Source organism: Ruegeria sp. S84, from assembly GCF_056583445.1.
Genome location: NZ_CM152618.1, coordinates 1,372,473 through 1,398,145 on the forward strand (window position 1 = coordinate 1,372,473; position 25,673 = coordinate 1,398,145).

A 25,673-nucleotide genomic window follows, 5' to 3' on the forward strand; every position below is an offset into this window, starting at 1 on the left:
GTTAAATCTCTGACAAGTGCCGAGTTCACACAACATCTCGGGTATTGGTTAGGCCGAATACGTAACAGATAAGTGACACTTATCCACAGGTTGCGCAGACGTGGTCTGCAAGCTATGGCGGGGCATGTCCTGGTTCATCCGTTTCAACAAACCTTACGATGTATTGCCGCAGTTCACCGACCGCGCCAATTCTGACTCGCCCCGCAGCACGCTCTCGGAATTCATCGACCTGCCCGGTGTCTATCCTGCGGGACGCTTGGACCGGGATAGCGAGGGTTTGATGCTGCTGACTGATAATGGGCGATTGCAGGCGCAGATATCAGACCCCAAGCACAAGATGCCTAAGACATACTGGGTTCAAGTCGAAGGCATTCCCGATACAGCGGCACTAAAGGCGTTGCGGGAAGGTGTTGAACTTAAGGATGGTTTGACGCGCCTCGCCAAGGCGCGGCTGATTGACGAACCCGAATGGCTGTGGCCACGCACCCAGCCGATCCGGGTTCGCCAAACGGTGCCCGACAGTTGGGTTGAACTGACGATTAAAGAGGGCCGCAACCGTCAGGTTCGCCGGATGACAGCCGCAGTCGGGCACCCAACTCTGCGCCTGATCCGAGCCCGTGTTGGAGATTGGTCTTTGGACGGCCTTGACCCCGGTCAGTGGGAAAGCCTGCCGATTCCAGCTGTTGACGCAGCACCGTCGCGCAAGCGGGAGCGCCGCCCGCGCCGGTGACAAAAACTGCGTGATGTGATAGGCTTAGGGCATGAAGGTCACACCGGATATCCCTGCCCCGTCTGCCATCCTGGAAGCCGCGCTGTATGTCGACGATCTAGATGCGGCCGAGGATTTCTATGGTCAGATATTGGGGCTAGAGAAAATCCAGCGCGTCACCGACCGCCATGTGTTCTATCGAATCGGCGGGTCTGTCCTGTTGCTGTTCAATGCCAGCGAAACCGAGAAACCGCCAGGCAACCCCGATCTGCCGGTCCCACCGCATGGGGCGCGCGGTCCCAGCCATGTTTGCCTTGTCCTAACCCGAGATGAAATCACCGTGATGCGCAAGCATCTGTTGGACTGGAACATCCCTGTCGATGCCGAGATCGACTGGCCCAACGGAGCCCGGTCGCTCTATGTACGAGACCCTGCAGGCAACTCGGTCGAATTCTCGGAAGGAAGGCTGTGGGAGTGATCGATCAGCGAAGCGGCTGCTTCTCGCCCCCGATCACACGGTAGATTTCGCTAGAGACAACGCCGACCTCACCAAGTGCCGCCTGAAAAGCAGCCATATGAGGGGTCGCGAAATGGGCCTCAAGCGCGGCCTGATCCTGCCATTCCTCATAGACCCGAAAGCGGGTCGCCTGACCCAGGATTTGACTGAATTCATAGATCAGGCATCCGGGTTCTTTCAGAGTTTCCGCAACCATTTCCTGCGCGGCATCAATGGCTTTCTCGACCGCTGCATCTGAAACTTCGACCACTCCTGTCACGATCAGCATCATGCTCTCCTTAGATCGCCCCGCAAGTCAGAGGCTCAGCTTATCCCGCATGAAGGCCAGCGCAACACTCAAGCCATCCGGAGCAATCCCGTGGCCGGTGCCCTTCATTATATGGGCATAAACCTCTTTGAACCCGGCCGCCTGAAGTGCCTCAGCTGCTTCTGGCAACGATTGCGGCGGTACAACGTCATCAGCATCGCCATGCACCAGCAGGATTGGCATGCGACTTACGGTTTCGTCCGGCAGCAAATCAGGTTCCAGCAAACGTCCCGAGAACGCTACGATCCCCGCCACTGGGTCCTCGCGGCGCGGGGCTACATGTAAGCTCATCATCGTGCCCTGGCTGAAACCGAACAGCACTACCTGCTCTGGCAGGACATCCTCATCCACCATCAGCGCATCAAGGAACGCGTTGAAATCCTCAACTGCCATTTCCATACCCCGTCGGGCTTCCTCCTCGGATGAGCCATCAATCCACGGGATCGGGAACCACTGGAAACCGTTGGGCATACCGATGATCTGTTCAGGCGCGTCCGGAGCTACAAACAACGTATCCGGCAGATGCTCGCCCAACGGATCAGCCAGCCCCAAAAGATCGGCCCCGTTTGCACCATAACCATGCACAAACACCACGACCGAGCGTGTGTCGCCTGAAACCGGCTCTTTCCTGAGCGCGTTCAAAACCCGTGTCATCTGATCCCTTCTCTGTCTTTTGCGACCCGGTAATAGGCCCACAGCACCCGCGCCGCAACCGATCGCCATGGCGACCAGGCTTCAGCCATCTGGCGTAACTCTTTGTCTTTTGGTCGTTCTGACAATTCATAGAGGATGCGTGCAGCTTCCTGTAAGGCCAGATCGCCCGGTGCAATCACATCGGCGCGACCCAGCGAAAACATCGCATAAATCTCGGCAGTCCAGACACCGATTCCCGGTACCTCGGTCAGAATTGCGACCACTTCGTCATCTGGCGCATCACGCAACGCTTTGTAATCGATCCGCGCCTCAGCCAAGGCGCGGGCATAGCGAATTTTCTGACGGCTGAGACCCACGGCGCGCAGATCATCATCAGTGGCCCACATAATCTTGCGCGGACCGGTCAGTTTTGCGTCCTGCAGCCTCTTCCAGATTGCGTTTGCCGAGGCCACGCTGACCTGCTGACTGACAATCGCGCTGAGCAATTGGGCGAACCCGTCAGGCTTGCGCCTGAGTGGCAGGGGTCCGGTTTGCTCCATCGCATAAGCCATCCGGGGGCAGGCCTCAGCCAACCACTCGGCCCCTTCGGTAACGCAGTCCGGTGTTTCGATGATGCGTCCGACGGACATGCGCTCTCCGATAAGTGATCCTTGTCCGCACGTTAGGCGGATGTGCCGCATATGCAACCCGCTTGTGCCAAGTCTCAATCGTAGATAACCATTCGCCCATGACAATGATCGCTGCCACCCCTGACGATAGTCAGGCCAAACGCAACGTTGCCGTTTTGGTGGCAGCACAGGCAATCCTGGGTGCACAGATGCCCATGATGTTCATCGTCGGCGGGCTGGCAGGCCAATCGCTGGCCAGCAACGCTTGCCTTGCGACGCTGCCGATTTCACTGATCGTTCTGGGTTCAATGCTGGCGGCCACGCCGATTTCGGCCATCATGCAACGCTGGGGACGCCGTGCCGGGTTTCTTGTGGGATCAACCGCAGGTGCCGCAGGGGGCGTTATCGGGGCTTACGGCCTTTATCTCGGCTCGTTCCCGATCTTCCTGATCGGCAGCTTCCTGACCGGCATATACATGAGCGCACATGGCTTTTATCGCTTTGCAGCAGCAGACACCGCCTCTGATGCATTTCGGCCCAAGGCGATCTCATACGTCATGGCCGGAGGGCTTGCGGCGGCGATCATCGGCCCTCAGATCGTCAAGCTGACTTCGCAAGCGTATGTGGTCCCGTTTTTGGGCACTTATCTGGCGGTGATCGCGATCAACGTAATCGGCTCAGCCCTGTTCTTCTTTCTCGACATCCCTACTCCGCCGAAACCGACCGAAGATGAACCCAAAGGTCGCACAAGGCTGGAGTTGCTGAAAACTCCACGCATCGCAGTAGCGATCATCTGCGCAATGGTTTCCTACGCGCTGATGAACCTTGTAATGACGTCTACACCTTTGGCCGTCGTCGGGTGCGGATATACCGAAGGTGATGCCGCGGATATCGTCACCAGCCACGTACTGGCGATGTACATTCCCAGCTTCTTCACCGGCCACCTGATCGCGCGGTTTGGGGTCGAAAAGATCGTAGCTCTCGGTTTGGCAATCCTTGGCGGTGCAGGCATTGTCGCCCTGCAAGGTGTTGATCTAGGTAACTTTTTCGTCGCCCTGATCCTGCTTGGCATCGGATGGAACTTTGGCTTCATTGGCGCCACCAGCATGTTGGCAGACTCGCATGAAGTGCACGAACGCGGGCGAATGCAGGGCCTGAATGACTTGCTGGTGTTTGGCGGCGTGACTTTTGCCTCGCTTGCCTCTGGCGGATTGATGAACTGCTCGGGCGGTTCAGCGGTCGAGGGTTGGACGGCCGTAAACCTCGCCATGATCCCGCTGCTGACCCTTGCAGGTGGCGCGCTGCTGTGGCTGGTTCTGAGGCCTTCGGACCCACAAACCGTCTGACGTTACCAGCGCCCGGTCGCTGCGGTTTTCATCAGCGTAAACCGACGTCGGATTTCACCCTGAGCCAACGCACCTGCGGCCACCCGGTCCGGTCTGGCCAATGCAGTCCGCAACACCCATTCCGTCTGCCACCCCGCATAGAGCGCTGGCCGTGCTTGTGCCGAGATCTCGTTGCGGGTGGACCGCGCTTGCGCCAATCGGTCCAAAGCCTTCTGCGCCAGCGCCCGAACCCCGTCATGGGTTCCGTCCAGCAAAGGAATGCGCCCACGTGCCTCAAGCTCGGGAATTGCGCGCAGCCAATTCGCGACCCCCGCTGCATATCCGAAATCACGCAGAACAGTTTCATCCGCCGAACCCAGAGCCTGCGCCGACACCACCATTATTGTCCCAGCGCTATGGGCAATATAGGCGTCAAAATGCGCCTCATCCTCGAACGGATCACGATAGATATCCCAACGCCTTACGGCCACATATTCATCCAGATGCGCTGCCAGATGCGGAGAAATCACGCGCGACACAGGTGTGACAACCTCGTGCCGACGAACAGATGGCCCTTCGGCAATCTCTTGCAAGGCATCGCGCCACCATTGCAGCCGCATCTCGGCGATCATGCTCTCTTGCGTCACCCACGGGGCACGGGCCACCTCGACGTTCAGCGCATAAATCGGGAACAAAACTGCCCGTGCCTCAACTGGCGCGGCCATGGCAGCCATAAAGCGATCGGGATCGGCCCGATGAACCAGCGCAGCACAAGCCTTGATGTCGTCGTCGAACTCCACCTTATTCGGCGGCCGCTGGCTGCGGGGCGCAATCGCTCACCAGTTTCCACTGAATCGCATCCAGCAGCGCTTCGAACGAGGCATCAATTATGTTCGCGCTCACCCCAACCGTAGACCAGCGCCGCCCTTGCCCGTCTTCGCTGTCAATGATCACGCGCGTGACCGCCTCGGTCCCGCCCTGAGTGATGCGCACCTTGAAGTCGACCAGCCGCATATCCGACAGTATCTGCGAATACTGCCCCAAATCCTTGGCCAGAGCTTTGGCGAGCGCGTTCACCGGACCGCGATCACTACCGCTTTCGTCCAACGACTCACTGACCGACAGCTTCTTCTCACCATCCACTTTCACAACAACAACCGCCTCGGACAGGCTGACCATCTTGTTGTATTTGTTCTTCCGGCGCTCAACGGTCACCTTATAGCGCTTGACCTCAAAGAATTCGGGCAATTGCCCCAGCTCATCCCGCGCCAGCAGCTCAAAACTAGCCTGCGCGGTGTCGTAGGAATACCCCTCGGCCTCGCGCAGTTTTATCCGCTCAAGGATACGTCCCAACGCCGGATCGCCCGCTTCTACGACCAATCCCGCATCGGTCAAACGTTTGCGCAGGTTCGATTGCCCGGCCTGGTTCGACATCGGAATGATGCGCGCATTTCCAACACTTGCCGGATCGATATGCTCATAGGTTGTCGGGTCCTTGAGGATCGCGCTGGCATGCAGCCCGGCCTTATGCGCAAAAGCCGACGCGCCTACATAGGCGCTCTGCTTGCTGGGCACTCGGTTCAGGATATCATCCAGCATCCGGCTGATGCGCGTCAGCCCGGCCAGCGCCTCGGGCATCACTCCGATCTCATAGCACGAGGCATAGGGTTCTTTCAGCATCAGCGTTGGGATCAAAGCGGTCAGGTTGGCATTGCCACAGCGCTCTCCCAACCCATTCAACGTACCTTGAATTTGCCGCGCCCCCGCATCGACTGCAGCCAGCGAGCACGCCACTGCGTTCTCGGTGTCGTTATGCGTATGAATGCCCAGCCGATCCCCCGGCAGACCGGCCGCAATCACCTCGGATACGATCCGCCCGACCTCTGCCGGCAATGCTCCGCCATTGGTGTCACACAGAACCACCCACCGTGCCCCTGCATCGAGCGCAGCGCGGCAGACTTCAACCGCATATTCCGGGTTGTCCTTGTAGCCATCAAAAAAATGCTCGGCATCAAACAGAGCCTCCCGCCCCTGCGCCACGATATGCGCGACCGAGGCGCGAACGTTCTCGGTGTTTTCCTCCAGCGTGACACCAAGCGCGTGGGTCACGTGGTAATCGTGCGATTTCCCCACGAGACAAACGGCTGGTGTTCCCGCGTTCATAACAGCAGCCAGAACGTCATCATTCTCCGCAGATCGGCCCGCACGTTTGGTCATTCCAAACGCGGTCATACATGCCGAAGTCTTGGGCGCGGCATCAAAAAAGGCGCTGTCAGTCGGGTTCGCCCCGGGCCAGCCTCCTTCGATGTAATCAAGCCCCAACGAATCCAGAGCCTGCGCGATCTGTACCTTCTCTGCGGTCGAGAACTGTACGCCTTGCGTTTGTTGCCCGTCGCGCAGGGTGGTGTCATAGAGGTAAAGGCGCTCTTTGGTCATTCGACCGCCTCCAACTTCGCGGCATCAAAGCTAGCACCTGGCACCAACTCCACACCGTCCTTGCTCATCCGAACCTCCAGCCCTGCGGCGACATAGGCCGCCTTCAGGCGATCGACCTCAGAGAAATCCTTGTTCTGCATCGCAAGAGCGCGCGCAGCGGCCAGCTTTTCTGCGTGGGATGACAGATCAGCCACGGCGGTTTGCGCCCAAGCTGCCATTTCATCCGTCAACAGCCCGACCACCTTTGCACTCGCCAGCAATAAAGCAGCGTTGCCGTCAGCAGCCAAACGATGAAGTTCAGCGATGGCACCTGCCGTGTTCATGTCATCGGCAAGCGCATCGATGACCGCAGGTGCCGCGGTGGCGGCGGGCTCGATGCCCGCTGTCAACGCCCGCCACTTGCGCAATGTTGCCTCGGCTTCGCGCGCCTTCTTCTCGGTCCAGTCCATCGGCTTGCGATAATGGGTCTGCAAGAACACAAACCGGATCACTTCACCCGGCACACCCTGCTCAAGCAGATCATGAACGGTGAAGAAATTGCCCAGCGATTTGGACATTTTCTTGCCCTCGACCTGTAGCATCTCATTATGCATCCAGACACGCGCGAATTCGCCATGCGGGTGGGCACATTTGCTCTGAGCAATCTCGTTCTCGTGGTGCGGGAACATCAGATCGTTGCCGCCACCGTGAATATCAAAGCTCTCGCCCAGCAATTCATAGCTCATGGCCGAGCATTCGATATGCCACCCCGGACGCCCCCGGCCCCATGGGCTGTCCCAGCCGGGCAACTCATCGGTCGACGGCTTCCACAGCACAAAATCCATCGGGTTCTTCTTGTAAGGCGCGACCTCGACCCGCGCCCCGGCGATCATGTCATCAACCGACCGCCCCGACAGCGCACCGTAGTGTTCCTTCCAGCTGTCCACCGCGAACAACACGTGACCCTCGGCGGCATAGGCATGCCCCTTGGCCATCAGGTCTTCGATCATCGCAATCATCTGCGCGATATACTCTGTGGCGCGCGGCATCGCGTTGGGTTCCAACGCCCCTAGCGCGCCCATGTCGTGCAGATACCAGCCGATGGTTTCGTCCGAACGTTCCTGAACCAACTGTTCCAAAGACCCGTCAGCCCCAGCCTTCTTGCGCGACAATGCGGTGGCGTTGATCTTGTCATCCACGTCGGTGAAATTGCGCACATAGGTCACGTGATCAGCACCGTATACATGCCGCAACAAACGATAGAGCACGTCGAACACAACCACAGGCCGTGCGTTCCCAAGATGCGCCCGATCATAGACCGTCGGACCACAGACATACATCCGCACATTACCGGGATCGATCGGCGCGAAATCCTCTTTCGTCCGAGTCCTTGTGTTGTGCAGTTTGATCGTCGTCATCGGGTCGTGCTCCTGAAACAGCATATACGTCACGCGTTGGCGCGGGCTTAGCAACTTGTCTCAGAGATGAAAACGAAAGAAACCGGCCCGCTTGAGAAATCAGCAGGTAATGCAGCAGATAATGATGCAAGTTTTCCGGTTCATGCGCTTTGCCTAGCACGGGATTGATGCTGAGCCAAGCCTTGAGTTTCAACCTCCACAGAGGCAGTCTGCCCACCATGACCCGTGATTACGTCAATTCCGTATGCGCAGACCTGCCCGGTGCCGAACTTTCGGACCCTTGGGGTGGCGGCCACGACGCATGGAAAGTTGGCGGCAAGATGTTCGCCTGCGTCGGTTCGGTCGGGGATGGTGTATCGGTCAAGACACCCGACATTGAGACCGCGCAGATGTTGATCGACGCAGGGATTGGCACCAAGGCCCCGTATTTTCACCGCAGCTGGGTTCGCCTGCCGTGGGAAACCGCCGCCGACGAGATGCAACATCGCCTGATCACCTCATACGATATCGTCCGTGCATCGCTGACCAAGAAGATACAGGCGAGTTTGCCGCCGCGAAGCTGATTGACAAAATTGCTGTGCTTTGCCCCATTCGGCGTCATAGCCGGTCGGGAGAATCCCTTGAAACTATCGCATCGCATTACGCATCTGACCGAGGGTGGATCAGACGGCTGGGAGGTGTTCATCCGCGCGCGTCGGATGATTGCCGAAGGCCATGCCGTCACCGAGTTGACGATCGGCGAGCATGACATTCGGACCGATCAGTCAATATTGTCGGCCATGGAAAGTTCGGCCCGCAGCGGGCACACAGGATACGCGATGGTTCCGGGCACTGATCTGCTGCGTGATACTGTGGCCGCCCGTGTCCAAATGCGAACAGGTGTAGCGACCACACGCAACAATGTCATCATCACCCCCGGCGGTCAGGCCGCATTGTTTGCGGCGCACACCGCGCTTTGCGATCCGGGCGATATCGCGCTCTACCTGGATCCGTATTATGCCACCTACCCCGGCACGATCCGTGGCGTTGGAGCGGTAGCCAAACGCATAGAAACACGCGCCGAAGATTTGTTCCAACCTCGCGCTTCCGATATCGATGGCGCGGCAGGCGGGGCGGTGTCGCTGCTGATAAACTCCCCAAACAACCCAACTGGTGTGGTCTATTCCGCCGAAACACTTTCTGCCATCGCCGAGGTTTGTCAGCGCCGCGATCTGTGGCTGATTTCCGATGAAGTCTACGACACGCAGGTTTGGGAGGGTGAACACCTGTCACCGCGCGCCCTACCCGGCATGGCTGAGCGCACTCTGGTCGTGGGTTCAATGTCGAAATCTCATGCCATGACTGGCTCGCGTTGTGGGTGGATCGTTGCTCCGGAAGGCGTGATCGACCACCTGATCAACTTGGCAACACACACAACCTATGGTGTGCCCGGCTTTATACAGGATGCGGCCAACTATGCGCTGAGCGTGGGACAACCTCTCGAAGACAAGATCGCCGCGCCGTTTCGCCGCCGCCGCGCTCTGGCGATTGAAGTGCTGGCTGCGCAGCAGGTCGTCACCTTAATACCGGCGCAAGGCGCGATGTATCTGATGCTGGATATCCGGGCTACGGGTCTTAGCGGCGATGTGTTCGCAAATGCGCTGCTGGACACGCATGCCATCGCTGTGATGCCCGGTGAGAGCTTTGGTTCTGCCGCCGCAGGTCACATCCGCGTGGCCATGACAATCGATGACGAGAAATTCGTCACATCGCTACAGACCCTATGCGAATTTGCCGCTCAATTGGCAGATGGATGACAATCGACCACCGAGTTTCAGAAGCGGAATGTGGTGCGCAAGTTGAACACATTTGCGTCGAGGCTTCGACCAGACTCCGGTATATCATCGAAGTTCTGCCGCAGCGCTTCGCCACTGATTACAAACCGATCGCCAAGCGGATAGGCAACACCGATCCCGTAAACGGCAGCCGTATCACTGTCACCCGACGTACTGGCCCGCGCGGTTCCCAAGACAACATAGCCAAGGGCTGATCCAAAATCGTAGCCGCCGCGCAACTTCAATCGCGACATACTATCAAGGCTTCCTTCGGATTGTCCCAGATCAAGATTCAGGCGGTTATATTCCAACTCACCGCCAAGCACGAAATTTCCAAAATCATAGTCGTATCCGATCAGCGGGCCAAAACTGCCCCCGCTTCCGCCTGCCCCTCCGGACCCATCAACATCTGCATAACCAAAGCTGAAACCAGCGTACGCGCCTGTCCAGTCTTCTGCCACAACCTGCCCTGCACCTGTTATCAGTGCTGCGGCGAGTGCGGCCAGTAATGACTTCATGCAGACCTCCAAACATCCGTTGCCGGTTTGGGCGCATCCCCGAGGCAGCGATCTGCTGATCAGCCAACCCCAGTATTTACTTAAACCTAAGGTACAAATCCAAATAACTACGTGCAGATTAACAGATTCTTACCGCAATTGGAAAAAAACATTTAGTCACGAGGATTTGCGCCCAGTTCATTTTGACTGACGACCCAATAAAATTAGTCCAAAGTCGCAAACAGAACAGATTGTCCAGAAGTGCATTGAAACAATGGGCGCATCAGACTGAGGAAGTTGATGCATAACGAAGTTTGGAAGATTCGGCTGGTCAGCCGCACCATTGGTGCGGATCGCGGTCGTGCGGCACGAGGACGGCCAGCACTGGTCTAGGTACACTCACCCACAACGTACTTTTTTGACCGGACACACACATGAACGAACAAACCCGAAACTCATCCCGCAGCGGTGGCCGCGCCGCGCGTCGTGCCGCCCGTGCGTCAGCTCTTCCGGAACATCTTCGCCCGATTCGGCCTGGTATGGAGGGCGGAACCCTGAAGGTTCTGACCCAAGCACAGATCGAACGCATCCACGAGGCCGCTCTGACCGCACTGGAAACCATCGGCCTTGCTGATGCGCCACAAAGTGGGATCGACTATCTCGTGGCTGCGGGATGCACCTTGGGCGACGATGGCCGCATCCGCTTTCCGCGCGCATTGGTCGAGGACACAATCGCCAAGGCCAATCGCTCGATCACTCTGCACAGCCGGGACGGCAAATCGGATCTGGAGCTGTCGGGAACGCGTGTCCATTATGGCACCGCAGGCGCAGCGGTCAGCATGGTCGACGTGCATGGGCAGGAATATCGCGACTCGACCCTGCAGGACCTGCATGACGCGACTTGCATCTGTGAACAGCTTGAGAACATTCACTTTGTTCAACGCCCCATGGTGTGCCGAGATATCGCCGACAACCTTGAGATGGATCTGAACACGGTCTACGCCACCACCTCAGGCACGTTCAAACATATCGGTACGTCGTTCACGGAGCCCAGCCATGTGGCCCCCGCCATCGAGATGCTGCACATGATCGCGGGCGGAGAGGACAAGTGGCGCGAGCGGCCCTTCATGTCCAACTCCAACTGCTTCGTTGTGCCCCCGATGAAATTCGCCACCGAAAGCTGCGAGGTGATGGAAGAATGCATCAAGGCCGGAATGCCGGTTTTGTTGCTTTCTGCGGGCATGGCAGGAGCTACCGCACCCTCGACCGTTGCCGGAGCGATCACACAAGCCACCGCCGAATGTTTGGCGGGTTTGGTTTATGTAAACGCCGTAAAGCCCGGTGCACCCGCGATTTTTGGCACTTGGCCTTTTGGTCTGGACTTGCGCACCGGTGCTATGTCCATCGGATCGGGTGAACAAGCTCTGCTAACCGCTGGCTGCGCGCAAATGCACCAGTTTTACGATCTGCCCGGTGGTGCCGCAGCTGGTGCATCGGACGCGAAATTGCCCGACATGCAGGCCGGTTGGGAACAAATGTGTTCGAACGTCATGGCTGGGCTATCGGGCCTGAACATGGTGTATGAGGCCGCAGGCATGCATGCCTCGTTGCTGGGGTTCTGCCACGAGAGCCTGATCCTGAGCGATGACCTGATCGGACAGGCACAGCGCTGTGTGCGCGGAATTGAGGTGACGGACGAGACTCTGGCACTGGACCAGATGGCCGAAGTCTGCATGGGTGGTCCTGGGCATTATCTTGGCACCGATGCGACGCTAGGCCGTATGCAGGCAGATTACGTCTATCCTACCTTTGGTGACCGATCATCTCCGAAGGAATGGGTTGAGCTTGGCAAACCAGATCTGATCGAAAAGGCAGTGAAGCGGAAGGAAGAAATCCTTGCCGTGCCTTCCCCGGCTAGATTCGACCCGCTTCTGGACGCGGAAATTCGCGGCAAGTTTAACATTTACTTACCCGCGTAAGACACTGAAAAATAAGCGGCCCGGAGCTTCCGGGCCGCCAGTATTCTTGCTTGATCAGCCGTTGGACGGCGGCAGCAGGCCCGCTTGTTCAGCGATGGTGATCTCATCCTGATCTAGCGCACCGTCGCCGTTTGCGTCCATCTGCGCAAAGCCTTCGGCATCAACGTCAGGCACGACGGCCTGAACTTCATCGATCGTCAGTACTCCGTCGCCGTTGGTATCGGCGGCGCTTTGGCCGACGGCCAATGTCGGCAGGCCAAGTGCGAAGGTTGAGATAAGGGCCAGAATTTGCGGTTTCATGTTATGCCTCCTGATTGCGATTTCTTGAGTGTTTGCGTCCGGACAAGCGCCAAAAAAAGGCCATCCTGAAGGCGTGTCACCCGCTCAGATTGATATGGCCGCTTTCAAGCCAATCTCTGCGTGTTTGACTGAGTCGCATTTGCGGAGGCTTGCCGGGCGAAATGGCCAGGACAGGTTTCGGCAACTCTTGCCCGATCCAAACGGGATGATCCGGCAATGCCCTGCTCAAATCCACGACTCGGGGTTGAAAAAAGAGAGGGGGCCGAAGCCCCCTGTCAGTTTCGCCTTCCAGGCTCATTTCGTTGACCGCCCGGTGTTTTTTTGCCTGCGGCCTGGACTGCGCATGGGACGAGCGCACCCGTCCCGTGAGAGAGTGGGAGGGAGCAAATATTCCGCCCCACCCTGTTCCCGGCCGACACGGGCATGTCGGCCGAGTGAAACAAGGCATCGATGGTAAGTCTCAGCGCCTTGCTTCGTATTCGTCGGGGCCGGTTACTATGGCAGCATCCGACCCCTGCACCCCGGGTTGCCGGGGCGCTAAATTCAGCTACACCCGCTTGTCGCGCCGCAGGTGTTGCATTTCATGCAGGTGCCGTTGCGCACCAGCGTGTAGTTTCCGCATTCGCCGCATGGATCGCCCTCGTACCCTTGCATCTTGGCTTTGGTACGGGCGTCCATTCCGGTCGCAACCGCCGTCTCAGCGGGTGCTTCGAATGTCGCTGCGGTTTCCGCCATACCCGTCGCGTCAGCCTGTCCGCCATTGAAGACCATCAGGTCCTGCGGAAGACGTTTGCGCAGATAGCCGGTTGAACTGATTTGTTTCAGCACTTCCAAGGATTTGGTCGCCGCGCTTTCACTGATTTCCGATACGTTGGACAGACCATCCTCTTCGCCGCGACCCAGATCGTCGAAGGTTGCGCCTTCGGGTTTGACATGCGCCAGATCGGTGCGGTCCAGATAGGACACAGCCAGTTCGCGGAAGATGTAATCAAGGATCGACGTCGCGTTTTTGATCGAGTCGTTGCCCTGCACCATCCCGGCCGGTTCGAACTTGGTGAAGGTGAAAGCGTCGACGAACTCCTCCAGCGGCACGCCGTATTGCAGGCCAACCGACACAGCGATGGCAAAGTTGTTCATCATCGCCCGGAAGCCAGCGCCTTCCTTATGCATGTCGATGAAAATCTCGCCCAATTTGCCGTCTTCGAACTCGCCAGTCCGCAGATAGACCTTGTGGCCGCCAACGATCGCCTTTTGGGTATAGCCCTTGCGGCGATGCGGCAGTTTCTCGCGATGGCTGCGGATCATTTCCTTGACCACAACCTTCTCGATCACCTTCTCGGCCAGAACGACAGCTTTTTCTTGCGTCGAACCGCTTTCCAGAATTTCCGCCGCTTCGTCATCATCTTCGACCAGCGCCGCGGCCAGAGGCTGCGACAGTTTCGAGCCGTCGCGGTATAGCGCGTTCGCCTTCACACCCAGCGACCAACTGAGTTCGTATGCCTTTTGGCAGTCCTCGATGGTCGCGTCATTCGGCATGTTGATCGTCTTGCTGATCGCGCCTGAGATGAAGCTCTGCGCCGCCGCCATCATGGTGATGTGGCTATCAACCCCAAGGAAACGCTTGCCTTTTTTACCGCACGGGTTGGCGCAGTCGAAGATCGAATAGTGTTCTTCCTTCAGGTGCGGCGCGCCTTCTAGCGTCATGGTCCCGCAGACGTGGTCGTTCGCTGCGTCGATATCGGCTTTGGTAAAGCCCAGATGGCGCAGCAAATCGAAAGTCGGGTCATTCAGCTTGGTCGCCGGGATGCCCAGAACACCGGTGCAGAAGTCCTCGCCCAGCGTCCACTGGTTGAAGACGAACCGGATGTCGAACGCGCTTTCCAGTGCGGCATCTACTTTTGCCAACTCGTTCGGGCCAAAACCATGACCGGTCAGCGAGGTGTGGTTGATCCCCGGCGCGTTGCCGATGGTGCCATGACCAACCGCATAACCCACGATCTCTTCGATCTGAGCCGAGGAATAGCCCAGCTTTTCCAGCGCCGAAGGCACCGAGCGGTTGATGATCTTGAAGTAACCACCGCCGGCCAGCTTCTTGAACTTAACCAGCGCAAAATCCGGTTCGATCCCGGTCGTGTCGCAATCCATCACCAGACCGATGGTGCCTGTGGGCGCGATCACGGTCGCCTGCGCATTACGGTAGCCGTTCTTTTCGCCGAGGCTCAGCGCTTCATCCCAAGCGGACATCGCCAGATCGATCAGACGCTTGTCCGGGCAATTGTCGTGATCCAGCGGTACCGGCTTAACAGCCAGTTTTTCATACCCCTCGGTCACCCCTTGCGACGCACGACGGTGGTTGCGGATGACGCGCAACATGTGGTCTGCGTTGCGCTCATATCCTTTGAACGGGCCAAGCTCGCCTGCAATCTCCGCCGAGGTCGCATAAGCCACACCGGTCATGATCGCGGTCAGCGCGCCACAGATCGAACGCCCCTCATCCGAGTCGTAGCTGTAACCCATGTTCATCAGCAGACCGCCAATGTTGGCATAACCCAGACCCAGCGTACGGAAATCGTAAGAGAGTTTCGCAATTTCCTTAGACGGGAACTGCGCCATGGTCACCGAGATTTCCAGCGTCAGGGTCCACAGACGCGAGGCGTGCATATAGTCCGCCGCCTGGAACTCACCGTCCTTGAAAAAGGTCAGCAAGTTCATCGACGCCAGGTTACAGGCAGTGTCATCGAGGAACATGTATTCCGAACACGGGTTCGAACCGCGGATTTCACCGTCTTCGGGGCAAGTGTGCCATTCGTTGACAGTATCATGGAACTGGATGCCAGGATCGGCACAGGCCCATGCGGCGTGGCCGACCTTTTCCCACAAATCACGTGCTTTGACTGTACGAGCAACCTTGCCGTCGGTGCGGTTGATCAGTTCCCAATCCGCGTCTTTTTCAACTGCGGTCAGGAACGCATTGGTCACCCGGATCGAGTTGTTCGAGTTTTGGCCCGAGACCGAGCTATAAGCCTCCGAATCCCAGTCCGTATCGTAGGTCGGGAATTCAATGCTATCGTGGCCCTGCTTGGCGTAGTCCAGAACGCGCTTGATGTAAGTTTCTGGGATCGCGACCTTTTTCGCTTCGCGAACCGCATTTTTCAGGGCGTCGTTTGCGTTTGGATTATAGGCATCATCGGCAGAGCCGTCCCAAGACCGGATGGCCTCGAAAATGCCGTTCAGCATCTTCTCGTGCATCTTCGATCCGGCAACGATCGAGGCCACCTTCTGCTCTTCGATCACTTTCCATTCGATGAATTGCTCGATGTCCGGGTGATCTGCATCGACGATTACCATCTTTGCTGCTCGACGGGTTGTACCGCCTGATTTGATCGCGCCAGCGGCGCGGTCGCCGATCTTGAGAAATCCCATGAGGCCCGAAGACTTGCCGCCACCCGAAAGCGCTTCACCCTCTGCACGCAGATGGCTGAAGTTGGTTCCGGTGCCCGAGCCATACTTAAACAGGCGCGCCTCACGCACCCACAAGTCCATGATGCCGCCTTCGTTGACCAGATCATCGTCGACCGACTGGATGAAGCACGCATGCGGTTGCGGATGCTCATAAGCGGATTTCGATTTGGTTAGCTTGCCGGTTTTGTAGTCAACATAGTGGTGGCCCTGCGCCGGGCCATCGATCCCATATGCCCAGTGCAGACCGGTGTTGAACCACTGCGGCGAGTTCGGAGCTGCACGCTGGGTCGCCAGCATATAGCGCATCTCGTCAAAATAGGCGCTCGCGTCCTCTTCAGTCGAGAAATAACCGCCCTTCCAGCCCCAATAAGCCCACGCGCCGGCCAGACGATCAAAAACCTGTTTCGATGAGGTTTCGCCATCAAATTCAGCATCTTCCGCAGGAACCGATCGCCACAGGAATTCGGGAACATCCTTTTCCTTAACCTTCTTCAGCTTGGAAGGAACACCGGCCTTGCGGAAGTACTTCTGTGCGATGACATCGCTAGCCACCTGGCTCCATTTTGCAGGCACTTCGATCTCGTCCAGACGGAACACGATTGTGCCATCCGGATTGCGAATCTCGGATGTTGCGGACACAAAATCCAGATCGGCATATGCATCCTGTCCCGGTTTGGTGAATTTTCTTTCAATCTTCATGTCCGCTGCCCCAGCTTCGATCTGTCCAAATTTCAAGTCCCGGCACTAAATCTTGATGCTGCGGGGTGCCGCCCGCACTACCGACGAATTTGAGACGCAAGGGACCGGACGCTGCCTAGAACAACGCAGAACCGCGAATACGGTCTACGTCATAGTGGTTTGCTTTCCGTCCCTCGCCCGATGCCTTTTCCGGTCATTGCCTACCAGATTTAGTGGCTCGTCTTTCGGCCCATACAATCTGACGTATATTCCCATAGTTGGTCAACGGGCTTTTTCGGTCATTTTTGGAATCTTTTAGCTTGACCTGTTTTGCTGAACCGGCGGAATTTCGCCGCATCGCGATTCCTCCACAGACATGTCCCGGACGACCAGCCCATTCCGCCTTGATGTGTCAGAGTGATTTCTCGTGTTTTCCGCCACAGTTAGAGGTCATTGATCAACCGATCCCGCGTTAAGAACATGTTCAGAGAATCATCGTCACGACATCGCAGCGCGTGCCATACTTGAAATCACACGACATTTCTGGATGGGAAATCTACTCTACATGCGTTTGATTTCATTGTTAACTATTGTGGCGCTAATCGTGTCCTGCACATCACAGGAAGCACCACCTGCATCTCGCAGCGCGCAATTCGACGGTTATCCGCAGAACCTTTTCAATTCCTTCAGGACCGACTGCGCGGGGCCGGGCGACAAGTATATCAAGACCACCGCAAGCATCTTTGAATGCCGCGAGACCTTACCGCCCGAGGCAACGGCCTATTTGATTCTCAGCTTCAACGGCTATCCGCAGAACTTGCCGCAGATCGTAACGCGGCTGAGCTCGACCAAGAATCAGGCCGGGTATCGCGTGGACGCAGAATTGTACTTTCTGGTTCCGCAGAAAGATGGTTCAACTCTTAGAATACCTATTGAAAGCAAAGATTTGGACAGGGATTTTTCCAAGCTCTACACCGATTATGGCGGAACGCCAGTGTAGAGGAAAAATGGTCGGGGCGGCAGGATTCGAACCTACGACCCCCTGTACCCAAAACAGGTGCGCTACCAGACTGCGCCACGCCCCGGACCGTGCGCCTTCCTAAACGTGCCGATCTGATTTGAAAAGCCCTAACAGGGCCAAATTGCAGGACCTTGCGAAAAAACTTCGTGGCGCATCTGCGATCCAGGCCGAATGGCGTAACGCTCGGCTAGGCCAGCGTTGATTTCCAGGACTGCATAAACCGAATCGCCGCCTTCGATTGGGCTCAGATCCCCCGGAATTGCACCTTCGTGCACACGCGTCACCGTGCCCGCGCGATCAACAAAGATCATATCAAGCGGAATCAGGGTATTCTTCATCCAGAACGCAACAGGTTGCGGCGGATCAAAAACAAACAACATTCCAAATCTGTTGGGCATGCTTTCGCGAAACATCAATCCGCGCGATCGCTCTTTCGGTGTGATGGCCAGTTCAACGTCGAAGCGAACCTCTGCCAGATCATTTCGAAGCTCGACACGATCCGGACGGCATTCAGCCCGCGCGATCCCGCCAATCAAAAAACTCAGGAGCGCCAGTACGAAAGCCGTTCTCATCATTCAGAACCTAGTCGTTCAGGGCCGCTTCCCAGGCCAGAACCTGCGCGGCCATTCTTCCGCGCTTGCCATCAATGACCCGCATGGCCAGCGCTTCGCCCGGTTGCAGATCTGCCAACCCAGAACGACGTAGCACCTCGATATGCAGGAATACGTCTTCACTGCTACCGAAAACATTGGCAAAGCCAAACCCTTTGCCCTTGTCGAACCATTTGACGCGCGCAGCCTCAAGCGGAGCGCTGCCGATCACGGTTGGATCAAGCTCGGCAAAATCGGCCAACATCATGGTTTCCGCGCGAACAGGCGGGTCAACACTGATCACTTCGACCGCTTGAACACCGCGATCAGTTTTGTGGGTCATGATCTCGATGCCGGCGCCATCCGCGACCGAGCTTTGCCCGAAGTTTCGCAGCACGTTGACGTGCAACAGAATGTCCGGGCCGCCTTCGTCAGACACAACAAATCCGTATCCCTTGGCGGGATCGAACCATTTTACGTGTCCACGGACGCGGTACATGCTGTTCAGATCTTCTGGCACTGTTTTCCCATTACGATAGGCAAGTCGTTAAGGGTTTCTTGTTTATGTTTTGGCTCGCAAATTCAAGCTGAAAAAAGCTATTGTCTGCAAACAGTTGCATTTCACGCAACGCGAACGTCATGGATTTAACCTCAGCACTTGCCAGTCGGAATCGACATTTTGTCGCTTCCACTGAAACCTGTCATGCAACCTGAAGGCACCATCGGCCCAGAACTCGACTTCGACAGGTGTTACACGGTATCCCCCCCAAAATTCAGGGCGAGGCGGGTTGGTACCCAACTTTGCGGTCACTTTAGCCACTTCGGCCATCAGGGATGCACGACTTTCCAGCGGTTGCGACTGGTGTGACGCCCAAGCACCCAAGCGGCTTTTGAGCGAGCGCGAGGCGTAGTATGCGTCCGCCTGCGGCCCATCTTCCTTGGTGATTGTACCACGAACACGGATTTGTCGCCGCAAAGATTTCCAATGCATCACAAAAGCCGCTTTGTGGGCGCTGTCCAACTCCTGAGCCTTGGCGCTGTGATAGTTCGTATAGAAAACAAACGCGTCCTTCTCGATTTCCTTCAGCAGAACCATACGGGCGTTCGGCAAACCTTCCGGGTCCACGGTTGCCAAAGCAATCGCATTAGGATCATTCGGTTCGGTCTTTTCTGCCTCGGCCAGCCACCGATCCGCGATTTCAAACGGATCAGCCCCGGCGAAGATGCCATTATGCTCGTTCATTTCCATCCCCAGGAAACAATTAACATGACCCTAAGGCGAGAACCCGCTGCGGGCAAGAGCGCATGGCCTTGAAGCAGGACAATCAATGGCATAAACCAACCGAACACAATGCGACGACAGGCGGAGAACCGAAGATGTCAAATCAGTTGATGGCCGGAAAACGCGGCCTCATCATGGGACTGGCCAATGACAAATCAATCGCATGGGGTATCGCCCGCGCCTTGTCCGACGCCGGGGCCGAGCTGGCCTTTTCCTATCAGGGGGACGCCCTGAAAAAACGCGTCGATCCATTGGCGGCGCAATTGGGCAGCGAGATCGTTTTGCCCTGTGACGTCAGCGACGAAGAATCAATTAATGAACTCTTCAGCGCGCTCGAAAAGAAATGGGGTAAACTGGATTTCGTCGTCCACGCCATTGGCTTTTCTGACAAGAACGAATTGCGCGGGCGTTACGTCGACACGTCGCGCGCGAACTTTAACCTGACGATGGATGTTTCGGTCTACTCTTTCACCGCCGTTATGCAGCGCGCGGAAAAAATGATGAACGAAGGCGGCAGTGCGATCACCCTCACCTACTACGGCGCCGAACAGGTCATGCCACACTACAATGTAATGGGTGTTGCCAAAGCCGCCCTTGAGGCATCCGTAAAGTATCTGGCCGAGGATTTGGGCAAAGACGGCATTCGCGTGAATTCGATCTCGGCAGGCCCGATCAAAACGCTCGCGGCCAGCGGCATCGGCGATTTCCGTTACATCATGAAGTGGAACGAGTATAACTCGCCCCTGCGTCGGAATGTGACCATCGATGATGTTGGTAAATCGGCCCTGTATCTGCTGTCTGATCTCAGCAGCGGAGTGACAGGTGAGAATCTGCACGTGGATTCAGGCTATCACATCGTCGGAATGAAGGCCGTCGACGCGCCGGACGTTGAAAAAGGATAACAGACCATGAGCGCCAAGGACCGCCTGCCACACGAAAAAGGCTTCCACATCAGCTGGGATCAGATTCATCGCGACTCGCGCGCTCTTGCGTGGCGTCTGGATGGGCAAGGACCAGATGACGGCGCTTGGCGTGCAGTCGTAGCAATTACACGTGGCGGCATGGCCCCCGCGATGATCGTCAGCCGCGAACTGGATATCCGTACGGTCGATACTGTCAGCGTGAAATCCTATCATCATCAAGCGCAGGGCGAAGCAGAAATTCTCAAAGCGCCCAATGCTGATCTGATGGGTGATGGCATCGGTATTCTGATCATCGACGATCTGGTCGATAGCGGCAAAACGCTGGAACTGGTGCGCGAGATGTTCCCCAAAGCGCATTTCGCGACCGTATACGCCAAGCCCAAGGGCCGTCCGATGGTAGACACCTTCATTACCGAGGTCAGTCAGGACACATGGATTTTCTTCCCATGGGACATGGCGCTGCAATATGTCGAACCCTATCGGGGCACCGATTAATCAAGCGTTTTTCATAAGCGCTGAAATCACGGACTCACCATGACAATGACCCGCACTGCCGCCACCTTTGCCCCTCCGGTGATGGAGGCACGCCGTTGGCTGGACGGGGTCGAGTTCGCGGTTAACCGTCCGTTGATCAATGTCAGTCAGGCGGCTCCGGTCGATCCGCCCCCGTTAGCGCTGCGGCAAGCAATGGCCGAATTCGCGGTCGAGCAGGACAGCGCGCATCTATACGGCCCGGTTCTGGGCAACGATGACCTGCGGTCCGAGCTCGCGGCTCAGATCAGCGCACATTATGTGGCTGAGGTAACGGCGAATCAGATCGCAATCACCTCGGGTTGCAATCAGGCCTTTTCAGCCGTGATTTCGGCAATTACCGATCAGGGGGATGAGGTGATCCTTCCGACCCCTTGGTATTTCAATCACAAGATGTGGCTGGATATGGCTGGGGTAAAAACCGTTGATTTGCCCACAGACGATGATTTGCTTCCCGATCCGGAGCGCGCCCACGCCCTTATCACCGAAAAGACACGGGCGATTTCGTTGGTGACGCCGAACAATCCCGGTGGTGTCGAATACCCTGCGGACTTGGTGCGCCGCTTCTATGATCTTGCGCGGGAAACGGGGCTTCGTCTTTTGGTTGACGAAACCTATCGCGATTTCGACAGTCGATCAGGCGCGCCTCATGACCTGTTCCAGCAATCGGGTTGGGACGATACGTTTGTCCATCTCTACTCGTTCTCAAAAGCCTACCGCCTGACCGGTCACCGTGTCGGCGCGATTTCAACCAGCCCCGCCCTGTTGGCGGAGATCGAGAAATTTCTGGACACGGTCGCAATCTGCCCCGGCCAGATCGGCCAGTTTGCCGCGCTTTGGGGCATGCGGAACTTGACCCAATGGGTTGCGGGTGAACGAGATGAAATTCTCGACCGAAGAGCCGCCATTGCAGAAGGAATGCCACGCCTTGAAGACAAAGGCTGGCGTCTTTTGGGACTTGGCGCTTACTTTGCCTACCTCGAACATCCCTTTGGCATCGCTTCCGACGAATTGGCCCGACGGCTGGTACCCGAGGCAGGTATACTGCTTTTGCCGGGTACCATGTTCATGCCAGAGGGCGATTCCGCGGGAAAGCGGCAGGTTCGTGTAGCATTTGCCAACCTCGACCGCGCCGGTATCGCGCAATTGTTCGACCGATTGCAGGGCTTGTCCTTCTAAGCTTGCCCCCCGGCTGCACGCATCGTATTCAGGGCCGCAACCGACTGGGCAGACATTTGCCGACAAAACCAAGAGGGCACCATGGCCGCAGGCATGAAAAACCTATCCAAAACCTTTGTCTGGATTCTCATGGGTCTTTTGATGCTGGGCCTTGCGGGCTTTGGCGCCACCAGCCTGACCGGAACCGTGCGTACGGTTGCGCAGGTCGGTGATGAAAGCATTTCGGTCGACGCGTATTTTCGTGAGCTTCAGCGCGAGATCCGGGCCGTCGAAGCGCAAACCGGTCAGGCAATGCAGATTTCGCAGGCACATGATCTTGGCCTTGATCAACTTGCCCTTTCGCGCCTGATCGCGCTGGCCGCAATCGATAACGAGGTCGGACAGCTTGGCATTTCGATCGGTGACGAGAACCTGCAGGACGAGATTGTACAGATACCGGCGTTCCAAGGTGTAAACGGTACATTCGACCGCGAAGCCTATCGCTTTCAGCTGGAACAGGTCGGAATGACCGATTCCGAATTCGAATCGGATCTGCGCAAAGAATCTTCACGCACCATCGTTCAGGGCGCGGTCATGAGCGGTGTTGAAATGCCCCGTACGCTGACCGAGGCTTTGTCGAACTATGTGCTGGCCCGCCGCAGCTTTACCGTGGCGACCCTGTCAGCCGACCTTCTCGAAACGCCCGTGGCCCAACCCACAGACGCGCAGATTCAGACATTTTACGATGAGAATACCGATCAGTTCACGCTGCCCCGCACCAAGCAACTGACCTACGCTATTCTGTCGCCCGACATGCTGCTCGATACGATCGAAGTGGACGAAGATTCTCTGCGCCGTCTATACGACCAACGCGCTGACGAATATTTTCAACCCGAGCGCCGCTTGGTCGAGCGCCTTCCCTATCCCAGCGAAGAATCCGCAACCGAGGCGCTGGAACAACTTGAAGTTGGCGGGGCCGATTTCGAACAGTTGGTCCGCGAACGTCAGCTTGAGCTGAGCGATGTTGATCTGGGCGATGTCACCCGTGAAGATCTGGGCGATGCAGCCGACGCCGTGTTTGCCGCCGAGATCGACGATGTGGTCGGCCCGCTTCCCACGGTGTTCGGCCCTGCCCTGTTCCGGATCAATGGATCGCTGGCCGAGAACAATGTCAGTTTCGAAGACGCCGAACCCGAACTTCGTGCAGAACTCGCCGCCGACCGAGCGCGCCGTCAGATCGAAGCACAGGCCGAAGACATCAATGACCTGCTTGCAGGCGGCGCAACACTGGAAGAACTGGCCGGTGAGACCGAGATGGAACTGGGTCAGATCGACTGGACCCAGCAAAGCGACGATGGCGTTGCCGCGTATGACGGCTTCCGCTCAGTCGCTGAGGCTGTGCAAGAAGGTGATTTCCCAGAGGTCGCGTTCCTTGAAGATGGTTCGATCTTTGCGCTGCGCTTGAATGAAGTGCTGGAACCGCGCCCGGAACCTCTGGAAAGCGCCCGTGACCGTGTCGCCGAGGCATGGCTGCAGGTAGAAACTGCGAAAGCGCTGCAAAATCAGGGCAACACGGTTCTGACCCAACTGGCAACAGATGGCGACTTTACCGCCACAGGCCTGCCCTTCCGCGTCGAAAATGCGCTGACACGTACCGCATTCCTCGAGGATGTTCCCGTGGACTTCATGACTCAGGTGTTTGAAATGGACCCTGGCGAGCTGCGTGTCATTCCCGGAAACGGTAACGCCCTGATCGTGCGTCTGGATGAAGAGCTGCCTCCGGCGGAAACCGATGAGCAGCGCCAGATGCAGGATGCACTGGCTGCGCAATTGAGCCAGGCGCTGGCGCAGAACATCTTTGACATCTATGTGCGCAATGCCCAGACACGCGCACGCCCTGTGCTGGATCAGCAAGCGCTGAACGCGGTACGGGCCAGTTACTAAAAGAGACAGAACATGGCCCTGACCCCGGATTTCGAAAGTTTCGCGCGCGCTTATGATGCGGGCGAAAATCAGGTCGTCTATACCCGCCTCGCCGCTGATCTGGATACGCCGGTTTCACTGATGCTGAAACTGACAGGCGCTCAGAAAGACGCCTTCATGCTCGAGTCGGTAACCGGGGGTGAGGTACGCGGGCGCTATTCGATCATCGGAATGAAGCCCGATCTGATTTGGCGCTGTCAGGGCGAGACATCGGCCTTGAACCGATCAGCCCGCTTCGATGCCGAGGCGTTCGAGCCACAGGATGGCAACCCGATGGACAACTTACGCGCCTTGTTGGCTGAAAGCCGCATCGCGCTTCCCGATGACCTGCCGCAGGCCGCCGCTGGCCTGTTTGGCTATCTGGGCTACGACATGGTCCGGTTGGTGGAATACCTGCCGGATGTGAACCCTGACCCGTTGGGCCTGCCCGATGCGATCATGCTGCGCCCCTCGGTCATTGCTGTGTTGGACGGCGTCAAAGGCGAGGTTACCGTGGTGTCGCCCGCCTGGGTCAGCGAGGGGCAAACCGCCAAAGCCGCCTATGCGCAGGCTGCCGAGCGTGTGATGGATGCCGTGCGCGATCTGGAACGCGCCATGCCCGCCGAAACCCGCGATCTGGGCGACGCGGTCGAAGTTGGGCCTCCGGTGTCGAACTTTACCAAGTCGGGCTATATGGAGGCCGTTGAAAAGGCCAAGGAATATATCCGCGCGGGCGATATCTTTCAGGTCGTCCCGGCCCAACGCTGGACGCAGGATTTTCCACAACCGCCATTTGCCCTCTACCGCTCGCTGCGGCGCACCAACCCATCGCCATTCATGTTCTATTTCAACTTCGGCGGCTTTCAGGTCGTAGGCGCAAGCCCAGAAATTCTGGTGCGTGTCTTCGGCAATGAGGTCACGATCCGCCCTATCGCGGGTACCCGCCCGCGTGGCGCGACGCCCGAAGAAGACAAGGCCAACGAAATCGACCTGCTGGCCGACAAGAAAGAACTCGCCGAGCACCTCATGTTGCTGGACCTGGGCCGCAATGACACCGGGCGTGTTTCTAAGATTGGAACCGTGCGTCCTACCGAAGAGTTCATCATCGAGCGCTACAGCCACGTGATGCACATCGTATCAAACGTGGTCGGCGAACTGGCCGAAGACAAGGATGCACTGGACGCGTTCTTTGCCGGGATGCCTGCAGGCACGGTTTCGGGCGCGCCCAAAGTGCGCGCGATGGAGATCATCGACGAGTTGGAGCCTGAAAAGCGCGGCATCTACGGTGGCGGTGTCGGGTATTTCAGCGCAGGCGGCGACATGGATATGTGCATCGCGCTGCGGACGGCCATTGTGAAAGACCACAAACTGTATATCCAAGCTGGAGGCGGCGTTGTCTATGACAGCGACCCCGAAGCGGAATACATGGAGACCGTCCATAAATCGAACGCCATTCGCCGCGCGGCTGCGGATGCGGCGCGGTTTACAGGCAGCGGAAACAGCTAGCGGGGTGGCGGATGGTC

At 57.4% G+C, this 25,673-nt stretch carries 24 protein-coding genes and 1 tRNA gene; 12 read left to right on the plus strand and 13 right to left on the minus strand.

Annotated elements, in window-relative coordinates:
• Nucleotides 1-124 precede the first annotated feature (124 nt).
• Together AC1DFB_RS06945 and AC1DFB_RS06950 are read left to right on the plus strand one after the other, a co-directional pair.
• The gene (locus AC1DFB_RS06945) at nucleotides 125-730 is read left to right on the plus strand and encodes an rRNA large subunit pseudouridine synthase E (RefSeq protein WP_480922387.1); all 606 of its coding nucleotides are present in this window, start codon (nucleotides 125-127) and stop codon (nucleotides 728-730) included.
• A gap of 31 nt (nucleotides 731-761) precedes the next feature.
• Nucleotides 762-1,187, plus strand: coding sequence for a VOC family protein (locus tag AC1DFB_RS06950; protein WP_480922388.1), 426 nt, complete (start codon nucleotides 762-764; stop codon nucleotides 1,185-1,187).
• Between the two features lie 4 nt (nucleotides 1,188-1,191).
• On the opposite strand, the gene AC1DFB_RS06955 is transcribed toward AC1DFB_RS06950, so the two are convergent.
• Genes AC1DFB_RS06955 through AC1DFB_RS06965 form a run of 3 tightly spaced genes read right to left on the minus strand, consistent with a single transcriptional unit; the run spans nucleotide 1,192 to nucleotide 2,816 of the window.
• On the minus strand, nucleotides 1,192-1,494 hold the full coding sequence (locus AC1DFB_RS06955; protein WP_170405913.1) for a putative quinol monooxygenase: 303 nt from the start codon (nucleotides 1,492-1,494) through the stop codon (nucleotides 1,192-1,194).
• A gap of 27 nt (nucleotides 1,495-1,521) precedes the next feature.
• Nucleotides 1,522-2,187: an alpha/beta fold hydrolase gene (locus AC1DFB_RS06960; RefSeq protein WP_170392997.1), complete on the minus strand. Its 666-nt coding sequence runs from the start codon at nucleotides 2,185-2,187 to the stop codon at nucleotides 1,522-1,524.
• A complete protein-coding gene (locus AC1DFB_RS06965) occupies nucleotides 2,184-2,816 on the minus strand; it encodes a DNA-3-methyladenine glycosylase family protein (protein WP_480922389.1) in 633 nt (210 codons plus the stop codon). Before AC1DFB_RS06965 ends, AC1DFB_RS06960 begins: the two co-directional genes overlap by 4 nt.
• Before the next feature lie 98 nt (nucleotides 2,817-2,914).
• Between AC1DFB_RS06965 and AC1DFB_RS06970 the strand changes: the two genes are divergently transcribed.
• On the plus strand, nucleotides 2,915-4,141 hold the full coding sequence (locus AC1DFB_RS06970; RefSeq protein ID WP_223118012.1) for an MFS transporter: 1,227 nt from the start codon (nucleotides 2,915-2,917) through the stop codon (nucleotides 4,139-4,141).
• 2 nt (nucleotides 4,142-4,143) lie between these two features.
• Here the strand turns inward: AC1DFB_RS06970 and AC1DFB_RS06975 are convergent, their stop codons facing one another.
• The 3 genes from AC1DFB_RS06975 to cysS are packed head-to-tail and all read right to left on the minus strand — an operon-like array spanning nucleotide 4,144 to nucleotide 7,953.
• The gene (locus AC1DFB_RS06975; RefSeq protein WP_480922390.1) at nucleotides 4,144-4,920 is read right to left on the minus strand and encodes a squalene/phytoene synthase family protein; all 777 of its coding nucleotides are present in this window, start codon (nucleotides 4,918-4,920) and stop codon (nucleotides 4,144-4,146) included.
• A 1-nt stretch (nucleotide 4,921) separates the two neighbouring features.
• On the minus strand, nucleotides 4,922-6,556 hold the full coding sequence (gene cimA / locus AC1DFB_RS06980) for a citramalate synthase (protein ID WP_480922391.1): 1,635 nt from the start codon (nucleotides 6,554-6,556) through the stop codon (nucleotides 4,922-4,924).
• The gene (gene cysS, locus AC1DFB_RS06985) at nucleotides 6,553-7,953 is read right to left on the minus strand and encodes a cysteine--tRNA ligase (RefSeq protein ID WP_480922392.1); all 1,401 of its coding nucleotides are present in this window, start codon (nucleotides 7,951-7,953) and stop codon (nucleotides 6,553-6,555) included. The genes cimA and cysS overlap by 4 nt, the downstream gene beginning before the upstream one ends.
• 218 nt (nucleotides 7,954-8,171) lie before the next feature.
• On the opposite strand from cysS, the gene AC1DFB_RS06990 reads away from it, so the two are divergent.
• Together AC1DFB_RS06990 and AC1DFB_RS06995 are read left to right on the plus strand one after the other, a co-directional pair.
• Nucleotides 8,172-8,516, plus strand: a complete 345-nt coding sequence (locus AC1DFB_RS06990) for an MmcQ/YjbR family DNA-binding protein (RefSeq protein ID WP_170662636.1) — start codon at nucleotides 8,172-8,174, stop codon at nucleotides 8,514-8,516.
• Between the two features lie 57 nt (nucleotides 8,517-8,573).
• A complete protein-coding gene (locus AC1DFB_RS06995) occupies nucleotides 8,574-9,749 on the plus strand; it encodes a pyridoxal phosphate-dependent aminotransferase (protein WP_480561451.1) in 1,176 nt (391 codons plus the stop codon).
• A 17-nt stretch (nucleotides 9,750-9,766) separates the two neighbouring features.
• Here the strand turns inward: AC1DFB_RS06995 and AC1DFB_RS07000 are convergent, their stop codons facing one another.
• Entirely contained in the window at nucleotides 9,767-10,285 is a 519-nt protein-coding gene (locus AC1DFB_RS07000) for an outer membrane protein (RefSeq protein ID WP_170405935.1), read from the minus strand.
• A gap of 413 nt (nucleotides 10,286-10,698) precedes the next feature.
• Here AC1DFB_RS07000 and AC1DFB_RS07005 point away from each other — a divergent pair, with 413 nt between their 5' ends.
• Nucleotides 10,699-12,243: a trimethylamine methyltransferase family protein gene (locus AC1DFB_RS07005; RefSeq protein ID WP_480922393.1), complete on the plus strand. Its 1,545-nt coding sequence runs from the start codon at nucleotides 10,699-10,701 to the stop codon at nucleotides 12,241-12,243.
• Nucleotides 12,244-12,297: 54 nt separating this feature from the next.
• Here AC1DFB_RS07005 and AC1DFB_RS07010 read toward each other — a convergent pair whose 3' ends face one another.
• Both AC1DFB_RS07010 and AC1DFB_RS07015 read right to left on the minus strand, forming a co-directional pair.
• Nucleotides 12,298-12,543, minus strand: a complete 246-nt coding sequence (locus AC1DFB_RS07010) for an EF-hand domain-containing protein (RefSeq protein ID WP_170405941.1) — start codon at nucleotides 12,541-12,543, stop codon at nucleotides 12,298-12,300.
• Nucleotides 12,544-13,086: 543 nt separating this feature from the next.
• On the minus strand, nucleotides 13,087-16,704 hold the full coding sequence (locus tag AC1DFB_RS07015; RefSeq protein ID WP_480922394.1) for a vitamin B12-dependent ribonucleotide reductase: 3,618 nt from the start codon (nucleotides 16,702-16,704) through the stop codon (nucleotides 13,087-13,089).
• Nucleotides 16,705-17,248: 544 nt separating this feature from the next.
• Here AC1DFB_RS07015 and AC1DFB_RS07020 point away from each other — a divergent pair.
• A complete protein-coding gene (locus tag AC1DFB_RS07020) occupies nucleotides 17,249-17,683 on the plus strand; it encodes a hypothetical protein (RefSeq protein ID WP_170392985.1) in 435 nt (144 codons plus the stop codon).
• 8 nt (nucleotides 17,684-17,691) lie between these two features.
• Here the strand turns inward: AC1DFB_RS07020 and AC1DFB_RS07025 are convergent.
• The 4 genes from AC1DFB_RS07025 to pdxH all read right to left on the minus strand — a co-directional run bounded on the left by AC1DFB_RS07025 (nucleotide 17,692) and on the right by pdxH (nucleotide 19,537).
• A tRNA-Pro gene (locus AC1DFB_RS07025) sits at nucleotides 17,692-17,768 on the minus strand.
• Between the two features lie 43 nt (nucleotides 17,769-17,811).
• A complete protein-coding gene (locus AC1DFB_RS07030) occupies nucleotides 17,812-18,279 on the minus strand; it encodes a DUF192 domain-containing protein (protein WP_480922395.1) in 468 nt (155 codons plus the stop codon).
• Nucleotides 18,280-18,286: 7 nt separating this feature from the next.
• Complete coding sequence (locus tag AC1DFB_RS07035) at nucleotides 18,287-18,814, minus strand: cold-shock protein (protein WP_170392983.1); 528 nt, start codon at nucleotides 18,812-18,814, stop codon at nucleotides 18,287-18,289.
• Nucleotides 18,815-18,931: 117 nt separating this feature from the next.
• Nucleotides 18,932-19,537, minus strand: coding sequence for a pyridoxamine 5'-phosphate oxidase (gene pdxH / locus AC1DFB_RS07040; protein WP_170405948.1), 606 nt, complete (start codon nucleotides 19,535-19,537; stop codon nucleotides 18,932-18,934).
• A 134-nt stretch (nucleotides 19,538-19,671) separates the two neighbouring features.
• On the opposite strand from pdxH, the gene fabI reads away from it, so the two are divergent.
• From fabI to trpE, 5 genes are all read left to right on the plus strand, one after another.
• The gene (gene fabI, locus AC1DFB_RS07045) at nucleotides 19,672-20,478 is read left to right on the plus strand and encodes an enoyl-ACP reductase FabI (RefSeq protein WP_170405951.1); all 807 of its coding nucleotides are present in this window, start codon (nucleotides 19,672-19,674) and stop codon (nucleotides 20,476-20,478) included.
• Between the two features lie 6 nt (nucleotides 20,479-20,484).
• Nucleotides 20,485-20,994, plus strand: a complete 510-nt coding sequence (gene gpt, locus AC1DFB_RS07050) for a xanthine phosphoribosyltransferase (protein WP_480922396.1) — start codon at nucleotides 20,485-20,487, stop codon at nucleotides 20,992-20,994.
• A 39-nt stretch (nucleotides 20,995-21,033) separates the two neighbouring features.
• Entirely contained in the window at nucleotides 21,034-22,209 is a 1,176-nt protein-coding gene (locus AC1DFB_RS07055) for an aminotransferase (protein ID WP_480922397.1), read from the plus strand.
• Nucleotides 22,210-22,290: 81 nt separating this feature from the next.
• Nucleotides 22,291-24,132 carry a SurA N-terminal domain-containing protein gene (locus AC1DFB_RS07060; RefSeq protein ID WP_480922398.1) on the plus strand — a complete coding sequence of 614 codons (1,842 nt, stop codon included), beginning with the start codon at nucleotides 22,291-22,293 and terminating at the stop codon, nucleotides 24,130-24,132.
• A gap of 12 nt (nucleotides 24,133-24,144) precedes the next feature.
• On the plus strand, nucleotides 24,145-25,656 hold the full coding sequence (gene trpE / locus AC1DFB_RS07065; RefSeq protein ID WP_170509716.1) for an anthranilate synthase component I: 1,512 nt from the start codon (nucleotides 24,145-24,147) through the stop codon (nucleotides 25,654-25,656).
• Nucleotides 25,657-25,673 lie beyond the last annotated feature (17 nt).